Source organism: Oxalicibacterium solurbis (genome assembly GCF_014635845.1).
Classification (GTDB): Bacteria; Pseudomonadota; Gammaproteobacteria; order Burkholderiales; family Burkholderiaceae_D; genus Oxalicibacterium; species Oxalicibacterium solurbis.
Genome location: NZ_BMDP01000001.1, coordinates 217,302 through 232,665, shown reverse-complemented (window position 1 = coordinate 232,665; position 15,364 = coordinate 217,302). Strand labels below are relative to the sequence as shown.

At 56.4% G+C, this 15,364-nt stretch carries 12 protein-coding genes and 1 tRNA gene; 6 read left to right on the top strand and 7 right to left on the bottom strand.

Translation table 11 applies throughout. The features are described 5' to 3' along the window. Positions 1-24 precede the first annotated feature (24 nt). The 6 genes from fliD to IEV40_RS01025 form a co-directional block, all read right to left on the bottom strand. Positions 25-2,055 (bottom strand): flagellar filament capping protein FliD, encoded by a 2,031-nt coding sequence (fliD, locus tag IEV40_RS01050; protein WP_229723898.1) that lies wholly within the window; start codon positions 2,053-2,055, stop codon positions 25-27. Positions 2,056-2,143: 88 nt separating this feature from the next. After that, complete coding sequence (locus IEV40_RS01045) at positions 2,144-2,515, bottom strand: flagellar protein FlaG (protein WP_188419124.1); 372 nt, start codon at positions 2,513-2,515, stop codon at positions 2,144-2,146. A 78-nt stretch (positions 2,516-2,593) separates the two neighbouring features. Beyond that, positions 2,594-4,042 carry a flagellin N-terminal helical domain-containing protein gene (locus IEV40_RS01040; RefSeq protein WP_188419123.1) on the bottom strand — a complete coding sequence of 483 codons (1,449 nt, stop codon included), beginning with the start codon at positions 4,040-4,042 and terminating at the stop codon, positions 2,594-2,596. Between the two features lie 475 nt (positions 4,043-4,517). Next, entirely contained in the window at positions 4,518-6,086 is a 1,569-nt protein-coding gene (locus IEV40_RS01035; RefSeq protein WP_188419122.1) for a sensor domain-containing diguanylate cyclase, read from the bottom strand. Positions 6,087-6,257: 171 nt separating this feature from the next. Continuing rightward, entirely contained in the window at positions 6,258-6,905 is a 648-nt protein-coding gene (locus tag IEV40_RS01030) for a response regulator (RefSeq protein ID WP_188419121.1), read from the bottom strand. A 115-nt stretch (positions 6,906-7,020) separates the two neighbouring features. Next, the gene (locus tag IEV40_RS01025; protein WP_188419120.1) at positions 7,021-8,490 is read right to left on the bottom strand and encodes a PAS domain-containing sensor histidine kinase; all 1,470 of its coding nucleotides are present in this window, start codon (positions 8,488-8,490) and stop codon (positions 7,021-7,023) included. Positions 8,491-8,694: 204 nt separating this feature from the next. Here IEV40_RS01025 and IEV40_RS01020 point away from each other — a divergent pair. The 3 genes from IEV40_RS01020 to oxlT all read left to right on the top strand — a co-directional run bounded on the left by IEV40_RS01020 (position 8,695) and on the right by oxlT (position 11,026). After that, a tRNA-Arg gene (locus tag IEV40_RS01020) sits at positions 8,695-8,771 on the top strand. Between the two features lie 355 nt (positions 8,772-9,126). Continuing rightward, entirely contained in the window at positions 9,127-9,459 is a 333-nt protein-coding gene (locus IEV40_RS01015) for a hypothetical protein (RefSeq protein WP_188419119.1), read from the top strand. A 214-nt stretch (positions 9,460-9,673) separates the two neighbouring features. Next, complete coding sequence (gene oxlT, locus IEV40_RS01010) at positions 9,674-11,026, top strand: oxalate/formate MFS antiporter (RefSeq protein ID WP_188419945.1); 1,353 nt, start codon at positions 9,674-9,676, stop codon at positions 11,024-11,026. 135 nt (positions 11,027-11,161) lie between these two features. Here the strand turns inward: oxlT and bamE are convergent, their stop codons facing one another. Continuing rightward, positions 11,162-11,668 carry an outer membrane protein assembly factor BamE domain-containing protein gene (bamE, locus tag IEV40_RS01005; protein ID WP_188419118.1) on the bottom strand — a complete coding sequence of 169 codons (507 nt, stop codon included), beginning with the start codon at positions 11,666-11,668 and terminating at the stop codon, positions 11,162-11,164. A gap of 163 nt (positions 11,669-11,831) precedes the next feature. On the opposite strand from bamE, the gene rpsO reads away from it, so the two are divergent. From rpsO to tpiA, 3 genes are all read left to right on the top strand, one after another. Continuing rightward, positions 11,832-12,101 carry a 30S ribosomal protein S15 gene (rpsO, locus tag IEV40_RS01000; protein WP_188419117.1) on the top strand — a complete coding sequence of 90 codons (270 nt, stop codon included), beginning with the start codon at positions 11,832-11,834 and terminating at the stop codon, positions 12,099-12,101. Between the two features lie 212 nt (positions 12,102-12,313). Further along, complete coding sequence (gene pnp, locus IEV40_RS00995; RefSeq protein ID WP_188419116.1) at positions 12,314-14,443, top strand: polyribonucleotide nucleotidyltransferase; 2,130 nt, start codon at positions 12,314-12,316, stop codon at positions 14,441-14,443. Between the two features lie 139 nt (positions 14,444-14,582). Continuing rightward, entirely contained in the window at positions 14,583-15,326 is a 744-nt protein-coding gene (gene tpiA / locus IEV40_RS00990) for a triose-phosphate isomerase (protein WP_188419115.1), read from the top strand. Positions 15,327-15,364: the final 38 nt, after the last annotated feature.

Here is a 15,364-nt window from a genome sequence, read left to right as displayed (position 1 = left end):
TTATCGTTTTGATTATGGGGATGACTATGACTGCTTGGTCAGATTCGCGATCGCCGCCAGTTGTTGCGTCAGGTAGCTTTGCGTCTGCTGCATCTGCACCACCAGCAGGTCGAGTGCATTGAATTGCGCACGGTAGTTGGCTTCGACCAGTGTCAGACGTGTGTTCAGCGCATCGGTCTGCTTGCCGATATCCTTGATGGTGGCGTTGATACCTGCGGTACGGCCGCCGATCAGACCGTCGGAACCGGTAAAGCCGTCGACCAGTTTGTCCAGACGGTCGGCATAGCCTTGCGAGAAATTGATCTTGCCGCGATTGCCCGTGGTACCGCCGGTGATTTCGATTTTCAGGCCGTCTGCCGCAGTGCCCTTGTTGGCCGTCAGGAACTGGCCCGAACCGGTAGCCGCTGCGCCGCCGATGGTACCTTCGACATCCACGCCTTCCGTCCCTTCCTCGACCGTGCCGAACAGCGTGGAAGCGGGCGTGCCGCTGCCGTCTCCGATCTTGATATTGGAAGCGGAACCGTAGCGATCGGATGTGACCTTCAGGCGACCATCGGTATCGAGCACGACACTGACGGACACGTCGGAAGAAGACAGCTTGGCTGAACCGTTGATCGCCGATTGCAGCATGGTCGCAAGCTGTTTGCCGGTATAAGTGCCGGCTGTCAGCGCGACGCTGGTTTCCACGCCGTCGATCTTGACGTTCAATTCCGTGCCGCTGGCGATTGTCGTGGTGCCCGTGCTCAGATCGACGTCGCCTTTCAGTTCGGCCTGCGTCGCCATCTTCGTGATGTTGATATCGTAGGAGCCTGCCTTGGTGCTGGGTCCCGATGTATTGAAATTGATCAGGCTGTCGGTGGGTTTGCCCACCGTGGCGAACAAGCCTGCAATATCGTTGAAATTGTTCGTCAGTGCCTTGTCGAGCTTGGACGAATCTACTGCCAGTGAACCGTCCTTCTGGAAAGCGATGCCGATGGCGGAGAGCGACAGGTTGCTGTTGCTCAATCCTTCCAGTGACGCCGTCAGCGTGCGGCGAATCGAATCCTGAATGGTGCGTGTCGTACCGTCGCCGACGAGCAGACCGCCTTTCTTGGTTTCCGGGTCGTAGGCTGTCAGCGACTTGATCTGCGTGTTCAGATCGTTATACGCCTTGACGAAGGAATTGATGCTGTCCTTGACGGCACTTCTGTTGACGGAAACCGATAATGTCGTTTCGCCGACTTTCTTCAAATCCAGCGTCATGCCCTGGATGGCATCGGTTACTTTGTTGCTGTCGCTGGTAATGGCAATGCCGCCAACTGTCAGTTTGGCATTCTGCGCCACGTTGGTCTGCGTCAGGTTCTGCGTGCCGGCCGGATCATAACCGAGCACAGCCTGCAGGGCGGGATCGCCGTCGACGACGATCTTCATGCTGGACGTTTCGCCCGTCTTGTTGGACGTGATGACCAGATGTTCCGGCGTATCGCTGCCGTCGGAAATCAGCGTGGCTGTCACGCCAAGATCGGCGGCGTTGATCGCATCGCGAATGCCTTGCAGCGAATTGTTCGAGCTGTCGATCGTGACGCTACCGCTTTCTTCGTCGCCATCCTGCGTGAAGGTGGCGCCGGTGTATTTGCCATCGGTCAGCGTGCCGCCGGAAATCTTGCCGAACTGGAAGGAAATGGTCGTTGCCAGTCCGCTACCGATCTGCGCGGTGCGGCTGGTCTGTCCTGCCGATGTGAGAATCTGTTCCTGTGCCAGTTGCGTGACGTTGACACGGTAGTTGCCGGCAACGGCATCGCTGCTGGAGGTGGCATTGAAGATGTCGTCGTCGCCGATACTGGTGGTTAGCCCCTGGAATGTAGAGGCCTTGCCCAGGTTTGCCATCGCGTTCTGAAAAGTGCTCAATGCACCGCTCAACGCGCCATAGGCGCTCAACTGGGCCTGGTAGCTGGCTTCCTTGGTTGCGAGAAGAGTCAATGGCCGGCTCTCGACCGACATCAGTTTGGCGATGGTGTCGTCGATCGGAAGACCTGAGCCGATGCCGGGACTGGAAATGGAACCTGTGGTGGCCACTGTATTCTCCTGCAGAAAGCATTAATGTAGCGAAGCACCTGCCATGCCAAAACACCATTAAGACGGGGAATTACCCGTCTCTTCGAGGTCAGGCTTCTTCGTGGAAGAGCTTGCCTGCCGCGCGGTCGAGCGCCTTGGCGATTTCCAGCGCTTCGGCGGACGGCATCTGGCGGATCACATCGCCGGTCTGCTGGTCGACGACCTTGACGATGGTGCGTTCGGTATCGTCGTCCACCGAGAATTCGAGATTGGAAGAGGCGGTTTGCAATGCCTTGTTGATGCTTTGCAAAGCCTGGCTGAGCTGCGCGGGATCGGGCTGCTGCACGGCTGCCGGCGTCTGGACCGGCGTAGGGGATTGCACTGGCCGGGCGGCATTGCCGGTGGCGGCAACGGTTGCGGGTTGGCTATCGGTACGCGGGACTGGTTTGGCGTTGTTGTTGCCGATTTGTCCTATATCCATGATGAACTCCTATTGTGACAATTCCCCGACTGCCGAAATTGCAGCCGGGGAACTGTTTTCGCATGCTGCGGCTAGTTATTAGCCACGGAGCAGGGCGAGCACGCCGTTAGGCAGCGAGTTCGCTTGTGCCAGCATTGCGGTACCGGCTTGTTGCAGGATCTGGCCGCGCGTCATGTTGGCCGTTTCCGCTGCGAAGTCGGCATCCTGGATGCGGCTGCGCGATGCGGTCAGGTTTTCCGACGTGGTGCTCAGGTTGGCAACGACTGCCGTGAAGCGGTTCTGGATCGCGCCCAGCGTTGCACGGGTGCCGCTGATTTGCGTCAGGGCGGCATCGACTGCTGCCAGTGCATCGTTTGCGCCATCGACGGTGCCGATGTTGAGTTCCGAAACCTTGAACTCCTTGGCGGTAGCTTCGACCGTAGATGCATTGTCTGCTGCGGTGGTCGACAGGTTCAGTGCACCAGCTACATCACCGCTGACCGTGTAGGTCGTACCGACTTTTGCCGACAGCGTGATGCCTGCCTGGAACGTGAAATCTTCGTCTGCAGTATCGACGCCAGCAAGGACTGCATCATCGCTGCTGTTCAACGTGAAGTCAGCGCCGTTGGTCGACTTGAAGACGAGGTTGGTGCCGTCGACTTCAACGGACACGCCGGTTTGCGTCGATTTCGCATTGATGGCTTCTGCTGCATCGTCAATCGTTGCGCCGGTAGCCAGGTTGACTGCCGTACCGTTGATTTTCAGCGTTGCAGCGGCAGCAGGAGCCGTGAAACCGGTCGTTACTTCGTTGGTCGAAGAGCGTGCTGCGGTGACGCCGCTGTCTGCGGATTGTGCATTGATTGCATTGATGACGTCGTTCAGGGACGAATTCGCGGTGATGCCAGCACCATCCAGATCGATCGCCGTGCCGTTGATGACCAGGCTGGTGTCATCCAGCGTGCCGCCCAATGCGTCGGTATAGCCACCGCTCGTAGCACCGGATGCTGCCAGGCCAGCGCTGCTGGTCAGCGTGCTTGCGCCCAGTTGCGAGGCACGGGAGTCGGCGATCGACACGTTGATGGTTTCGCCAGCGTTTGCACCGATCTGGTATTGCTGGTTCGTGTAGGAACCGTCGAGGATCTTCAGGCCGTTGAATGCCGTCGTGTCGCCGATGCGGGAAATTTCGCTGACCAGCTGGGAGACCTCTTGTTGCAATGCTGCACGGTCGGACGAGCTATTCGTCGCGTTGGCGGATTGCACGGCCAGATCACGAATACGTTGCAGGGAGTCGGTTACCTGGCCCAGTGCGCCTTCAGCGGTTTGCGCCAGCGAGATGCCGTCGTTTGCATTTTGAGCAGCGCGGTTCAGGCCGTTGATCTGGCTGGTCATGCGTTGCGAAATTGCCAGGCCGGCAGCGTCGTCTTTTGCGCTGTTGATGCGCAGACCCGAGGACAGACGTTGCAGCGAGGTGTTGAGGGATGTTTGCGACATCGTCAGATTGCGCTGTGCATTCAACGATGGGATGTTGGTGTTAATGACTGCTGCCATTTGAATTCTCCTGTTGTAGTCCGAAGGTCTGACTGAGGTTCTGCCAACGTCTGTTTTGTCCCGGTGTTGCAGGCATTGCAGCGTCGTTGAGAGTTTTATCGGACGGTTCCGGGAAAAGTTTAGCGTCTTGCGGAAACTAATTTCTTTCCCGGCGCCGCCCAATCCAGCAGCCAGATAAGTCCGTTGTCGGTTGCCTTGCGGAAAATCTTTAAGGAATTTCGGGGCGATTTGAAACAAATAAAAATCGTTTTTGCCCTCAACTTTTCCCGATTGCTGCCGATTGGGGAATTGCTTTTTTGGTATTTTTCCGGCGAAAACACTGTCCAAAATCGGCTGTGGAAAATGTCACAGATTGTGAAATCTGTTTTGTGCAGAGCCGGATGTGATCAGACAGGAAAGACAACGGCCTTTTCCGACACTCGGAAAAAGCCGTATGGGAGATCGTGCCGGATACCGGCTTGGATATGTGGAAGCGTCAGTCGGCGGCGATCACGCGGTTCTTGCCGGCTTTTTTCGCCGCATACAGGGCGTTATCTGCACGGTCGGTCAGCGATTTTTGATCTTCCAGTTCCTTGCGCTGCGCAACGCCGGCGCTGAAGGTCATCAGCAGCCGCGTGTGGTTATGCATGAAAATCTGCTTCGTCAGTTCGCGTTGCACACGTGTGATGGTCTGGATGGCGTCGTCGAGGCCGGTATCGGGCAGGACGATCATGAATTCCTCGCCGCCGAAACGGGCGATGACGTCCATCGAGCGCAGCGTTTCCTTGATGACGCGCACCAGGTGGATCAGCGCTTCGTCGCCGGCGGAATGGCCGTACTGGTCGTTGATCTTTTTGAAATCGTCGAGATCAAGCAGGGCGATGCACAGCGGTGAAGCCTTGCGATCGGCACGCGCGAGTTCGCGTTCGAACACGTCTTCCAGACCGCGGCGATTCAGGCTTCCGGTGAGCTGGTCTTCGCGCACGAGTTCGCTCATTTGCTCCAGCTTGTTTTCCAGCGCCTGGATGCGTGCTTCGGCATCTTCGACGTTCTTGCGCGCGGCCAGGATGGCGTCGCGCGATTTCAGCGCTTCGGATTGCGCGATGCGCGTTTCCTTCATGACTTCCTGCAGGATGCTGCTGACGCTGCCGGTATCCGCCGCGGCAACGAGTTGCCTGGAATAGGTGTCGATCTTCTTGTGGTAGTTGTCGGTGGTGTCGGCGATTTCGCCGAGGCGGTCGATGAAGGTGGCGATCATGTTTCTGACCGAGTCCTTTGCTTCCGTGATGCTGTGTTTCAGCGTGCTCTGCTTGTAGATGACTTCCTTCAGGCTGCGCATCACTTCGCGCAATGCGATGTCGTCTATGGGGCCGGCAATCAGGTTCTGCACGGCTTCGATCTGCCCGTGCATCCACGAATCGTCTTCCAGTAAACCACTGATGTTTTCCAGCAGCAGGCGGAACAGACGCAGCAGCAGTTCGTGCTGTTCGGCCAGGTCGCCGCTCTTCAATTCGATCTTGAAGCACAGTTGCTTCAGGCGAGCGGAGGCGTCGTTCAGTGTCTGTTCCGATTGCGCATCCTTGATCGAGCGGCCGAGTTCTTCGGCTTCGGCTGCCAGTGCCGGTACGCCTTGCAGCAGCGAGGCGACGGCCAGCGTCAGGGTGCGCATCAGCAAGTCGCGCAGCAGGCGAGGCTGTGGATCGTCGATCAGCGGCGTGGCGGAAAGCGCGACAGGATTCGACAGCCGGGCCAGCCGTCCCTGGTAGTGACCGATCAGTTGCGCCAGCCCTTTGCCGTAGTCGGGCCAATAGGATGTGGCAGCGGCCTGCTGCAATGTCTTGCCGACGGCCGATACTTCGTCCGGCAGGCTGAGCAGGGTGGCGGCGAATTCGCCGAATATCTGTTCCGGTGTGGGTTCTGCCGCATAGCCGGCGATTTCGTCGTATACCTTGCGGTAGGCGTCCGGTGTCGGAGCGATCTTGCGGATGGCGAGCTGGCGGAAGGTTTCCCGTGCAATGTCGACGGGATTCTGGGCTGCGGGATTCCTGGGTGGTTTGTCTGGCATGACGGCGCGTGCGCTGGTGTGTGCTTGTAGCGTTCGATTGCAGCCCAATTTGGCTATTGCGCAATCATATCGTCAGGCAGGAAAACCGATGCGGCGATCAGCGCGGCAAATGCCGGCCAGTTTGTCGTTTGACAAGTTGTCTGTGCAGGATCGATTCTGGTTAATTCGGAATCAATCGACCAGATGGTTCTTGATCGCGTAGTGCGTCAGTTCGGCATTGTGACGCAGTTTCATTTTTTGCAACAGGCGCGAGCGGTACATGCTGATCGTCTTGACCGACAGTACCAGTTCGGCGGCGATGTCGCTGACGGTCTTGCCGGAGGCGATCATCGTCAGGGTCTGGTATTCGCGGTCGGACAGGGTTTCATGCAGCGGGATTTCGTGATCGTCGCTGATCTGGTTGGCCAGCTCCTGGGCGAGTGCGGCGCTGATGTATTTGCGGCCGGCGGCGACCTGGCGGATGGCATTGACCAGTTCGGCCGGTGCGCTTTGCTTGTTCAGGTAACCGGAAGCGCCGGCTTTCAGTGCGCGGATTGCATACTGGTCTTCGCGATGCATGGAAAGCATCAGCACCGCGGTTTTCGGCGATTCCTTGCGTACCTGTTTCAGCACTTCGATACCGCTGCGATCGGGCATGGAAATGTCGAGCAGCAGGACATGATGTGAAACATCGCGTGCGAGACGGATGGCTTCGGTGCCGTTTTCGGCATGTCCGGCGACGGCGATGTCTTTGGTATCCGCCAGAATCTGTTTCAAACCTTCCCGCACGATGGCGTGATCGTCGGCGATCAGGACTTTGATTACATTCTTCGTTGTCATTGTTCTGCTAGATAAGTGCTGCCTTGCAGACAAACGGTCTCCATCAGTGAGACAAAATTTGGCTCAGCACGGTTCCATGTGACCAAAATGGTCAGTTATTTTGCAATATTGTCCTTCAGGATGTCGATATTGCACTGCTATCGACCAACGGGACGTTGATAGCAACGATTGTGCCACCCTTTTGCGACGTACTGACGGACAGGCTGCCGCCCATTGCGATCGAGCGTTCGACCATGCCGCGGATGCCGAACGATTTCGGTTTCGTGCGATCGGCGGCCTGGATGCCGCGGCCGTTGTCGACGATCTCCAGGCGGACGAAGCGCTCGGTATGGACCAGTTGCACGTTGACGTGCGTCGCCTGCGCATGTTTGGCAATATTGGTCAGGGCTTCCTGAAAAATCCGGAAGAGGGCGGCGGACTGATTGGGGTCCAGTTCGATTTCCCGCTTGTTCGACGAGAATTCGCAGGGGATGCCGCATTGTTTTTCAAATTCCCTTGTCTGCCAGTCGATGGCCGCCACCAGACCGAAATCCAGTACGCCCGGGCGCAGGTCACTGGCGATTCTGTGGACGGTTTCGATCGTGCGGTCGACGAGCTGTTCGACATAATCGGCTTTTTCGAGTAGCGCCGGATCGGCAGGCAGGCGGCGCGTCAATAACGCCAGCGCCATCTTGATCGCGGTCAGGTTGCCGCCGAGATCGTCATGGATTTCACGCGCGATGTGGGCACGCTCCTGTTCCTTGACGGTATTGATGTGTGCAGACAGTTCCGCCAGTTGCGCACGCGAGCGGATGATTTCTTCCTGCTCCAGCTTGCTGGCGGTGATGTTGGTCATGATGCCTTCCCACAGCACATCGTGTCCGTCCAGCGCGCGTGGCGTGGCGCGTAGGTTGATCCATTTGATGTCGTTCCATTTCTCGATGCGGATGCGGCCTTCCCAGTTCCATGCGCTCATTTCCCTGGTCGATGCGTTCATGGATTCCATGAAGGAGGTGCGATCTTCCGGAAGAATCAGATCGAGAAAGTGCAGGGGATCGTCATGCAGTTCTTCCGCCGCAATGCCCAGCAGCGCTTCGCAGCCTTCGCTCAGATAGGGAAAGGAAAAACAGCCGTCGCGGCCGAGGCGGAATTGATAGACGAGTCCCGGCGTGTTGGAAACCATCGCGCTCAATCGCGATTCGCTGGCGCGCAAGGCCTTGTCGGATTCGTCGCGCGAACTGACATCGTTGCCGATCGCGATGATGACGGGGCCGGCCGATGCTGCCAGAAAAAACAGGCGCGATTCGATTGGATATGCGGTGCCGTCGCGGCGAACATGCACGGTGTTGACGCTGATCGAAGCGACACTGCCATTGCGCAAATCGGCCAGCAGTTCTTCGTAGGCTTCCGGGCTGATGCCCTGCACGATAGAGGCAGGAGACATCTCGCGCAATTCATGCAGACTGTATTGCAGGTTGTCGATCGCTGCCTTGTTGGCGTATTCGAAATGCAGCGTTTCGCAATTGAATACATAGATCTCGCTGGGCGAGCCCTGAAGCATGATCGGTAGCCATTCGGCTTGCACGTCGTCGATGGTTTCCTGCATGGTGGCGTTTCGTTTATGCGTCGTGTGGATGTCTTCGGACTGTAGCACATCTGTTTTTGCTGCCAGATTGCACCGAAGGAGAGGTGAAACAGGTGCAGCAACAGGAGGGCAGACGCAAAATGAAGAAAAAATGTGATTTATTGAATAAAGTGGATGAATGGGGCTTCCAAAATGGAATTTGCTCCGCTATAATTTCGATCTTTCGCGGCTGTAGCTCAGCTGGATAGAGTACTTGGCTACGAACCAAGGGGTCGTGGGTTCGATTCCTGCCAGCCGCACCAGTTAGTCAGAAAGGCCAGTGCCACAAGCACTGGCCTTTTTCATTTCCGTTTCGATTTTTCATCGTCACTTGCACGCTCGTGCGCGGCGCTATTTTTTCTCTTCGCGTCACTTCCCAAAGTTACTTTTTATTTCATCCGGTCATCTTGGAGTGCATCGTCCGCGTTATGTGGATGTGTGACGAAGATCGCGCGATATCTTGGTTGCAATGCAGCGCAAGCGGGGCCGGTAATCGCGAATCAATCCATCCAAATGGTATGCGTTCATGAAATATCTGATAGTCCTGTCTGCAATAACGGTGAAATACCTTTATAATCCGCATCTTGTTGCATTGAATGACCGGATGAAATGTGCTGCATGTCATCCGCGCTGCTAGAAATGAAATCGCGTTTTTTATCAAGTATCTGGTTGTCGTTGCTTCTGCTGTTTTCGCAGCAGGTGGCATTTGCCGATACGCTGAAACATGTTTGCGGTTCTGCAGCGGATAGTCATCAATATACCTTCGAGGATGATTCGTCCGACGATACGGCGCGTCAGCTTTTCCTCGATAATTTCACTGCTCTTCCTTCCCCGGATTTTTCCCTGCCGGTTGTTTCCGGCCAAGTCGAAGCGCCGATCGCCACGGGTTTTGCCCGTCTGCCATCGGTTATTCACAGGTATTACTCCTCCCGCGCTCCTCCTCTCCTGTAACAGACATTCGTGTAGTGGCACGCGATTGACGCGCCGGTAATTCTTATCCGACGCGATCGCAAACGCAGGTGTCTGCGTGATGGCATCGGTTTTGTCGATTGCTGTTGTGTTTCCTGATTCGAATGTCTGCCTGTTATCGATGCAATTCGAACGTATCGGCATGTTGTGCCGCATTCGTTACGTCATTCATGACTTCTTGAGAGGCAGTAGAAAGATGAAAACTATTCAAAACGATACGCCGGCGACGGGTATCAAGGGCCGGTGGTGGCAGCTCTTCATCGGTATCATTTGTATGGCGATGGTCGCCAACCTGCAATACGGCTGGACGCTGTTCGTCGGACCGATCAATCTTGCACACCCTGAGTGGACGAAAGCCGCGATTCAAGCGACCTTTGCGATGTTCATCATCACGGAAACCTGGCTGGTGCCGTTTGAAGGCATGGTCGTGGACAAATTCGGTCCGCGTCCCGTCGTTGCCTTCGGTGCGATTCTGGTGGCGCTCTCCTGGATTCTGAATTCCCAGGCGACTTCCTTGAATACCTTCTACCTTGCTGCCGTGTTTGGTGGCGTCGGTGCCGGTTGCGTGTATGGAACCTGCGTGGGTAATGCTCTCAAATGGTTCCCGGACAAGCGTGGTTTGGCAGCAGGGCTGACCGCCGCTGGCTTCGGTGCCGGTGCTGCGCTGACCGTCATCCCGATCTCCAACATGATCCGTACCGATGGTTATCAGGCCGCCTTCCATTTCTTCGGCATCCTGCAAGGCGTTGTGGTCTTCATCCTGGCCATGGCCTTGGTGCGTCCGGCTCCGCCGGCCGGTCTCAAGATCCAGGCGCGTCAGACGCTCGCCAAGTTCAACATGACGACACTTCAGATGATGAAGACCCCGGTATTCTGGGTAATCTACGTGCTGTTCGTCGCTGTTGCGATGGGGGGGGTGATGGCGACTGCGCAGCTCAAGCCGATCGGTGCCGACTGGGGACTGAGCAAGGAAATGGTCACACTGTTCGGTACTACCTTGCCGGCACTGACAATGGCACTGTCCATCGACAGCCTGTGCAACGGCTTTACGCGCCCGCTGTGCGGCTTTGTTTCCGACCGACTCGGCCGTGAAAACACGATGTTCATCGTGTTCACCGGTGAAGCCCTTGCCCTGCTGGGTCTCTATCATTTCGGCCATACCGTGACCGGTTTCATGATCTTCGCAGCGCTGATCTTTGCTTGCTGGGGTGAAATCTTCTCGATTTTCCCGGCGATTGCTGCCGACACCTTCGGCTCCAAGAATGCAACCGGCAACTCGGGCATGCTGTACACCGCCAAGGGTACGGCTTCGCTGGTAGTGCCGTGGGCTTCCTGGATGGCATCGGGCGGTTCTTCGAATGCGAAAGTGTTGAGTGCCGATCACTGGGGCACGGTGTTCTACTTCGCGGCCGCTGTTTCCTTTGGCGCTGCATTGCTTGCCAAGTTCTTCCTGCAGAACTATCGCAAGAAGTTTATCGAAGAAGGCAATGCAAACCTCAATGCCGAAGGTGAGGGAGTGGGAATCGCGGGCGATCGCGTTACCGCGTAAGACGACCTGCTGACCGTGTGCCCACTACGATGGGTGCACGAATTGAAAGAGGATTGACTGTACCTGCATTCTCTTCAGAGAGTGCTTTGAGGCTGGATGCGTAAGCATCCAGCTTTTTTATTGCCTGACGTTTCTTCAATAGCCGAAGAAGCCGAATTTGCCGTCGCGATCGAAGCGCAGATCCTGACCGTTTTCCATTTTATTGACGATGCCATTGTTGTCGAAATGAACATGCATCAGCGAATTCCAGGTGTCGTATTCCTTGTACGGATACGTCCAGACCTCGAGTTGCTGTCGGGACAGGTAGGTGGTTTCGGATGGATGGCCGATCGTGCGCAGCACATCCGTCTTGGTCGCGATGCCCGGTTTCAGCGTTGCAAATTTCTCGACGGTCAGGACTTGTTCGTAGGAAATCAGCCGGCCGGCACTATCGAAGCGTGCCATGTCGGTGGCCTGGCCCCATGGATTTCGGTTGTATTCCAGTACAAAACCGTTGCCGTCCGGCATGCGTGCGGTCGGCCGGCCGAGTTTTGAGACGACTTCGGCTTCGGTTTCGCCGGGCGTCAAGGTGACCGGCTGGAAGACGGCGCAGCCCGACAGAAACAGCAGCGCACAGAAAATTGCCTTTTGCGGACGGATCATGTTTTTTTCCTAAAATAGGGGCGCTAAGTGTTTGAATCGCTTTGGCATTTCCGCTATACTGCGGGGCTGGTCTGATTCAGACCGGTTTTATCAATCGTTGTTCACGATGCAATCGGGGTTGTGCATATGGCAAAACTCCACGCATCGCATGTGAAAGGTAATCATGTCTATCGAAAAAGCAAGCAAGGCAGCCATCGTCAAGGACAATGCGCGCAGCCAGAACGATACCGGATCTCCGGAAGTGCAGGTCGCTCTGTTGACCGCACGTATCAACGACCTCAACAGCCACTTCAAGGAACACACGAAGGATCACCATTCCCGTCGTGGCCTGCTGATGATGGTCAACCGTCGCAAGAGCCTGTTGGCATATCTGAAAAACAAGGACGCAACGCGTTATCGCGATCTGATCGTGAAACTCGGTCTGCGCAAGTAATTCGTTGCGACATTCCAGTCGGTTCTCGTCGTAAAAAATGCCTGCGTCAGTTTCCTGATGCGGGCATTTGTTTTTTGTGGCATCCGGCAATGGTTCGGCAGCAATTCGGCAACAGGCAGGAAAATGAAAAACGGCAATGCTTCGGCGCGCCGTTTGTGGTGAGGTGAACGACAGCGCCTGAAAATCTGTCGGCAAATCAGAAAGGGAACACCGTGTTTAATAAAGTTACCAAGACATTCCAGTACGGACAACACACCGTGACGCTGGAAACGGGCGAAATCGCTCGCCAATCCTCTGGCGCCGTGATGGTGTCGATCGAAGATACCGTTGTGCTGGCTACCGTGGTTGCACGCAAGGATGCGAAGCCCGGCCAGGATTTTTTCCCTCTGACCGTTGATTACGTTGAAAAAGCTTATGCAGCCGGCCGTATTCCGGGAGGTTTCTTCAAGCGCGAAGGCCGTCCTTCCGAGAAGGAAACGCTGACCTCGCGCCTGATCGATCGTCCGATTCGCCCCCTGTTCCCGGAAGGTTACCTGAACGAAGTGCAGATAATCATTCATGTGCTGTCGGTTAACCCGGAAATTGATCCGGATATCGCTTCCATGATCGGTGCTTCTGCTGCATTGTGCGTGGCAGGCATTCCGTTTGCCGGTCCGATTGGCGCTGCGCGCGTCGGTTACATCGACGGTCAGTACGTGCTGAACCCGACCGCTTCGCAATTGCCGAAATCGCAGATGGATCTGGTTGTCGCCGGCACCGAGTCCGCCGTGCTGATGGTCGAATCCGAAGCGCAGCAACTGTCGGAAGAAGTCATGCTGGGTGCCGTCGTCTACGGTCACGAGCAAATGAAAGTTGTTATCGACGCGATCCATGATCTGGTACGTGACGGTGGCAAGCCGGAAGTCGAATGGAGCCCGGCACCGAAGAACGATGCGCTGATCGCACGCGTATCGCATTTCGCGGAAAGCAAGTTGCGCGAAGCCTATCAGACGCGCGACAAGCAGGCGCGTACCAGCAAGCTGAAGAATGCCTACGCCGAAGTGAATGCATCGCTGGCAGCGGAAGCGGCATCGATCGGTGGTGAAGCGCCGGATGCGGTCGAAGTTGGCAACATTATGTTTGAACTGGAAGCGAAGATCGTCCGTTCGCAGATTCTGGAAGGCGAGCCGCGCATCGATGGTCGCGATACGCGTACCGTGCGTCCAATCTCGATTCGTACCGGCGTGCTGCCGCGCACTCACGGTTCCGCATTGTTCACGCGTGGCGAAACGCAGGCGCTGGTCATTGCCACGCTGGGTACCGCACGTGACGAGCAGAAGATCGATGCACTGATGGGCGAATATTCCGATCGTTTCATGATGCACTACAACATGCCGCCGTTTGCTACCGGCGAAACCGGTCGTGTCGGTACGCCGAAGCGTCGCGAAATCGGTCACGGTCGTCTGGCTAAGCGTGCATTGGTTGCTGCGTTGCCGACGCCGGAAGAGTTCAGCTATTCGGTGCGTCTGGTTTCGGAAATCACCGAGTCGAACGGTTCGTCGTCGATGGCTTCCGTCTGCGGCGGCTGCCTCGCGCTGATGGATGCCGGCGTGCCGATGCAAGCGCACGTTGCCGGTATCGCAATGGGCCTGATCAAGGAAGGCAACAAGTTCGCGGTGCTGACCGACATCCTCGGCGATGAAGATCACCTCGGCGACATGGACTTCAAGGTTGCGGGTACTGCCAACGGTATCACCGCACTGCAGATGGACATCAAGATTCAGGGCATTACGAAAGAAATCATGCAGGTTGCGCTGGCGCAGGCGAAGGAAGGCCGCGTACATATCCTGGGCAAAATGCAGGAAGCGCTGCCGGCCGGTAAAGGTGAGTTGTCCGATTTCGCGCCGCGCCTGATCACGATCAAGATCAATCCGGAAAAAATCCGTGACGTGATCGGCAAGGGCGGTGCAGTCATTCGTGCGCTGACCGAGGAAACCGGCACGCAGATCGATATCAGCGATGAAGGCGTGGTGACCATTGCATCCGTGGATGCTGGTGCCGGACAAGAAGCCAAGCGCCGTATCGAAGAGCTGACTGCATCGGTCGAAGTCGGTAAGGTCTACGAAGGCACTGTGTTGAAGCTGCTGGATTTCGGCGCCATCGTTCAGGTTCTGCCGGGCAAGGACGGTCTGCTGCACATTAGCCAGATCGCCAACGAGCGCGTGAATGCGGTTGCCGATTACCTGCAGGAAGGTCAGCAGGTTCGCGTCAAGGTTCTGGAAACGGACGATCGCGGCCGTCTCAAGCTGTCGATGAAAGCTGCCATGGCAGAAGAAAATCCGGAAACAGCAGCGCAGGAATAAGAATCGTTGTCTTTCATGACCGCCCGTAGCGAAAGCACGGGCGGTTTTTTATTGTCGGAAGAAAAAGCCTCGCCGTATTGGTTTGACCATGCTCGACGCCGCAGGCTAAAATAGCGGGTTATTGGAATTCGGGATCGATATGCGCCGCAAACTCGTCGCAGGCAACTGGAAAATGAATGGCAGCCTGGCTGCCAATACGCAGTTGCTGGCGGAGATCAAGGCGCAGTTCGATGGCGCATGTGATGTTGCTGTATGCGTGCCGTTTCCGTATCTGGCGCAATGTCAGGCGTTGCTCGAAGGCAGTGCGGTCGCGTTGGGTGCGCAGGATGTGTCGATGCATGCTTCCGGTGCTTATACGGGGGAAGTGTCGGCGGCGATGCTGTCAGAGTTCGCTTGTCGTTATGTGATTGTTGGCCACTCGGAGCGTCGTGGCTATTTCGGTGAAACGGATGAACTGGTCGCCGGAAAAGCCAAGCATGCCATTGCCGCTGGATTGATTCCCATCATATGTGTCGGTGAAGCGCTTGCACAACGTGAAGCAGGGCAGACCGATGTCGTTGTCGGTGCGCAAATCGATGCAGTGCTTGCTTTGCTGAGCACGGAAGAGGCGAGTGGGATCGTTGTGGCATATGAGCCTATCTGGGCGATCGGTACCGGCAAGACTGCAACGCCGGAGATGGCGCAACAGGTGCATGCAATGCTGCGTTCGCGTTTGCAGATCAAACACGAGGATGCGGCGAGCAAGGTTAGGATTCTGTACGGCGGCAGCATGAAGCCGGACAATGCGGCCGAACTGATGGCCATGCCGGACATCGATGGCGGTTTGATCGGTGGCGCGGCATTGAAGGCGGAAGATTTTCTTTCGATCGTTTGCAAGGCATGAGTTTGCACGGCGTTCGGAATGTCGTATGGAATAAATTG

Bases quoted from the DNA above. Each gene is read 5' to 3' on its own strand.
- IEV40_RS01045 (WP_188419124.1), bottom strand. From the start codon at position 2,515: ATGGATATAGGACAAATCGGCAACAACAACGCCAAACCAGTCCCGCGT.
- IEV40_RS01040 (WP_188419123.1), bottom strand. From the start codon at position 4,042: ATGGCAGCAGTCATTAACACCAACATCCCATCGTTGAATGCACAGCGC.
- IEV40_RS01035 (WP_188419122.1), bottom strand. From the start codon at position 6,086: ATGCCAGACAAACCACCCAGGAATCCCGCAGCCCAGAATCCCGTCGAC.
- IEV40_RS01030 (WP_188419121.1), bottom strand. From the start codon at position 6,905: ATGACAACGAAGAATGTAATCAAAGTCCTGATCGCCGACGATCACGCC.
- IEV40_RS01025 (WP_188419120.1), bottom strand. From the start codon at position 8,490: ATGCAGGAAACCATCGACGACGTGCAAGCCGAATGGCTACCGATCATG.
- IEV40_RS01015 (WP_188419119.1), top strand. From the start codon at position 9,127: ATGTCATCCGCGCTGCTAGAAATGAAATCGCGTTTTTTATCAAGTATC.
- oxlT (WP_188419945.1), top strand. From the start codon at position 9,674: ATGAAAACTATTCAAAACGATACGCCGGCGACGGGTATCAAGGGCCGG.
- bamE (WP_188419118.1), bottom strand. From the start codon at position 11,668: ATGATCCGTCCGCAAAAGGCAATTTTCTGTGCGCTGCTGTTTCTGTCG.
- rpsO (WP_188419117.1), top strand. From the start codon at position 11,832: ATGTCTATCGAAAAAGCAAGCAAGGCAGCCATCGTCAAGGACAATGCG.
- tpiA (WP_188419115.1), top strand. From the start codon at position 14,583: ATGCGCCGCAAACTCGTCGCAGGCAACTGGAAAATGAATGGCAGCCTG.